This window comes from Nocardiopsis kunsanensis DSM 44524, from assembly GCF_000340965.1.
Taxonomy (GTDB): domain Bacteria; phylum Actinomycetota; class Actinomycetes; order Streptosporangiales; family Streptosporangiaceae; genus Nocardiopsis; species Nocardiopsis kunsanensis.
In genome coordinates this window covers 1-3,824 of record NZ_ANAY01000062.1, presented here as the reverse complement: position 1 = coordinate 3,824, position 3,824 = coordinate 1, and the positions used below count along the sequence as shown (strand labels likewise).

Here is a 3,824-nt window from a genome sequence, read left to right as displayed (position 1 = left end):
TGTCGGAGATACAAAGGCTCAGTCAGACGGAGGCCTCGTGTCGGAGATACAAAGGCTCACCGTTCACCGTTCGGGAGCTCACCTCTCGGGCGGGTCATCCCGGAGGGATACCTGCGCTCATCCGGACCCCTGCCAGAGCAACGCAGCGTTGCGGTCCGGACGGGGTTCCGGCGCCAACCACGCCCGCCCCTCGTGCACGCCGCATGGCGCCGGGTTCGCGTCCGGGTCTGGGGGTCGACGGGGGCGAGAGCCCCCTCGTACCGGGGGGCCGTGGCGGTCGCCGTCCACCCAGCCGCCGGCCCCGCCGCGCGCCCCGCCACCCTGAGCGGCGGGGTCTGCTCACCGCGAGCACCCAGGCCATCCCGTGAGCAGACCCCGCCATGGACTGCCCGTACTGGTTGGTGCTCCCAGCACCTACAAACAGGAGCACGGCGGGGGATCGGTAGCCGGGGCATCGATGATGCCTAGGTGTGATCGTCGTGCTCGTGCTCGCTCCTGACCTGGGATCACTAATAGTGCCTAGGTGTGTGGACCTCGGATGCTCGTTCCTGCTGCCCTGCCTCATTGAGGAATGCACGGGCGTGTACATGAGTGAGAGTTGCTGAACTACTGCATTCCGTGCTGGCTGAGTGCCGTAGGAGCTGGACTCAGCAGGGGCTGAGCTACGGTCGCTGCATGAAACTGAGCATCGCTCTGGCGAACACGAAACCAGGGACCTCGAAGACGACCTCGTCGGTGATGTTGGCCTACGCCCTGCACGGGGCCGGCCACGACGTGCTGCTCGCCGATACCGACCCGGCCGCATCCGCGCTCGAATGGTCGGACGCGATCGGGGGCTTCCCGTTCGACGTGATTGGGTTGAGCGCGCAGAACCCCGGAACGAAGCTGAGTGCGTACGCAGGTTCGGACACGGTCGTCATCGTGGACACGCCGCAGGCCGAAGACCACGGGCGCACGGTGCGCAGCATCCTGCGGGTCGTCGACGAGCTGGTCATCCCGGTGGCTCCGTCCACGATCGAGGTCGAGCGCACTTCGGCCATGGCCGAAGTCATCGGCGAGGCCGAGGAGAACCGCGAACGCCCGGTGCGGACCTCGCTGCTGCTGACCCGCGTGGTCGCCTCCGCCCGGTCCGGTCCGGAGGTGCGCGAGGCCCTGCACGGGGCCGGATACGACGTGCTCACCTCCGAGATCCCCCGGTGGGAGACCTACTCGATGGCCTACGGGGCCGCGCCCGAGAAGAGCGCCCTGCCGCCCTTCGAGAAGCTGGGGAACGAGCTGCTGGAGCGGGCGGGGGCCGCCTGATGGCTGAGAGAGCGAACCGGTTCCAGAAGGCGGCCGAATCCCGGGGCACGCGCAAGACTGCTCCGGAGAAGGTCGACCAGGAGCCGAAGAAGGCGACGAGGAAGAAGACCAAGCGCGGGGAGTCGGCCCGCCGGACCGATCCGGTGCGGGTGACGGTGGACCTGGACCCGCCGGCCTACAGCCAGATGCGGCGTGTGCTGCTGGACGTGGCCGAAGAGGCCGACCGGCCCACCCTCACCGCGGCCGCCATGTGGCGTGCCCTGCTGGAGGAGGCCTCCGCTGATCCGGCGTTGCTGGCGCGTGTGGCCAAGCGCATCGGTGCAGCCGACACGGAAGACAGCTGATACGCGGATACGGCACTGCGGAATGCAGTAGTTCCGTGGACACTGAAGGAGCCCCCACCTGTACGCCGTACAGGTGGGGGCTCCGGTGCGTCCGGGTCAGCTCTGGGTGACCTGTTCGCGAGCCAACGCTTCTCGGGCACGGGCTGCGCCGGAGCGAGCCGTGGCGGTGGCCTTCTCGAACGACTCCTCCATGGCGGCCTGGAGCTCCTCGGTGCTCATCTCCTCGGGGGCGTTACTGGCCTCGTCAGCTTCGCGGCGGGGAGTGGCGTAGGGGTGGCAGGCCACGGTCTGGCCGGTGTGGTCGACAACGGGTGCGCGGCACCGGCCGGGTCGGCTCTCGCCGGTCTGGGGGTTGTAGTAGTTCGTCAGGCGTGTGCGTTCGGTGCACTGTCCGCACCACGGGCGCGCGGTCTGGATCTCGTGCCGGCTGTGGTCCGGGCGCGGGTCGTGGATCCGGCCCCACCCGGGCACCGTCGTTCGGCTGCCCATGATCACGCTGACCGCGCTTCCGGCGTCTCGCAGGTCGCGTGACAGCTCGAAGACGATCGACGTGTCGTCGCCGTCGGCAGCGAGTTCGGCCACAACGCGCTCAGTGAGCCGTACGCGGTCACGGGCACTGGGGGGTCGGTGTCCCTTGGGCCAGAGCCTCACGGCGTGGTCTATGAGCTTCTGGGCGCGTTCTAGGCGTGCGTCCTGCTCGCTGTGCTCTTCCTCGGTCGTGGGAGAGAGTTCGTCCTCCCCTCCCTGCGGATCGGTCTCGGGGCGGTCGTGGCCACCACCGGCCGGGGGGGCTGGGGGGGAGGATGGTGAATCGGAAGGTGCGTTCGGGGGGTTGGTGGACTTGTAGTCCCCCCGCGACTGGACTTGTAGTCCCCCCGCGACTGGACTTGTAGTCCCCCCGCTCTCTGCGGTGTGCTCTTCCGAGCCGGGGGACTTGTAGTCCCCCGGCTCCTTCTGCTCCGGCTTCTTCTTCCGGCGGTTCGGGCGTGCTTTGCCCTTGTCAGCGCGGGCCTTCTTCGGGGGGGCCTCCGGGAGGTCCGGGCGGGTCTTCGGGGTGACCGGTGCGCGGCCACGCTCCTCGCGGGCTTCGTTGATCTCCGCGAGCTGCACCGCACTCCAGAAGGAGGCGGGGATCATCGCTTCCCACACGACCGTCTTCTTGTCGGCGGGCAGGTGCTTCCACGCTCGGGGCTTGGGGCCGGGCTGGCGTCGGATGAGGCCGCGCTCCTCCATGGCCTTGCAGCGTCGCTCGGCGGTCTTCGGATCGCATTTGGCGACGGTGGCCAGCCGCTTGTAGGACCTGAAGGCGTTGCAGCCATCGAAGTCGGCCTTGATCACGAGCGCCATAAGGATGGACCGCTCTTCGGCGTCGCGTACCGGGGCGTGCTCTGCTGCCCAGATGATCGGGTAGAGGCTCACAGCGCACCCCCACTCTTGTTCGCGTGGGTGCGCTCGGGGTGTGTGGGTACCATCGGTGATGTCTTTCGTTTAAAGAGGCGGAGACTTTTGCAGGGCCGGGAGGTGCGAACTCCCGGCCCTTCGTCATGTCTGGGCACGGTAACCATCCACGGTCTTGTGGAGGCTCTGGTTTCACATCCGAGGCCGACGAAAAGCCCAACCTGCGGTTGGGCTCCTCGTCGGGTCAGCGGCGGGGCAGCTGGTACGCGTTGCTCACTGCGTGGTTCGGGGGGCAAACGAACTCGTAGTACATGAGCGGACCGGTCTCATCGCAGTACACGTCCGTTCCGGCCAGGATCGCGGTCCCAACCTCAATGCCGAGCGCTGCCGCTTCACGCTCATCAGCGGTACGCCCCTCGAAGTACTCCCGGCCGTCGGTGGCGTAGCGGCCGGTCCTCTGCCCGATCAACTCAATGACGTTGGGGATTGGCTCGGTCTCTACCAGCTCTGAGACGTCGTCGCGGAAGGGGGCCGGGACCCAGGCCACCGAGAGTCGGTAGGGGCGCTCCTCCCTGTACGTGATCACCTCACGCCTGATCACTGTCATGTTCAGTGCGTCTCCATTGACCCCGAGTGCAGCGCCCACGCTCGGGAGCATGGGCACGACGCCGGCCTCGGTGACCTCCATGCGGTCTCCGTCCGGGATGGCTACGCGGCGAACCCGCTCGGCGGGTTCGGGCACGGCTCTCCGACCGATGACGGTGCTGCCCTGTTGGCGGG

Annotated in this window: 4 protein-coding genes; 2 read left to right on the top strand and 2 right to left on the bottom strand. The window is 68.1% G+C overall.

The features are described from left to right. Window positions 1-675 precede the first annotated feature (675 nt). Both D456_RS0123120 and D456_RS0123115 read left to right on the top strand, forming a co-directional pair. Window positions 676-1,302 (top strand): ParA family protein, encoded by a 627-nt coding sequence (locus tag D456_RS0123120; protein WP_017578555.1) that lies wholly within the window; start codon window positions 676-678, stop codon window positions 1,300-1,302. Continuing rightward, entirely contained in the window at window positions 1,302-1,646 is a 345-nt protein-coding gene (locus D456_RS0123115; RefSeq protein ID WP_017578554.1) for a hypothetical protein, read from the top strand. The genes D456_RS0123120 and D456_RS0123115 overlap by 1 nt, the downstream gene beginning before the upstream one ends. A 96-nt stretch (window positions 1,647-1,742) precedes the next feature. On the opposite strand, the gene D456_RS0123110 is transcribed toward D456_RS0123115, so the two are convergent. Together D456_RS0123110 and D456_RS0123105 are read right to left on the bottom strand one after the other, a co-directional pair. Next, a complete protein-coding gene (locus D456_RS0123110) occupies window positions 1,743-3,065 on the bottom strand; it encodes a hypothetical protein (protein ID WP_017578553.1) in 1,323 nt (440 codons plus the stop codon). 223 nt (window positions 3,066-3,288) lie between these two features. After that, window positions 3,289-3,824 (bottom strand): UTRA domain-containing protein (locus D456_RS0123105; protein ID WP_152442662.1); only part of this gene is annotated, 536 nt, incomplete at its 5' end.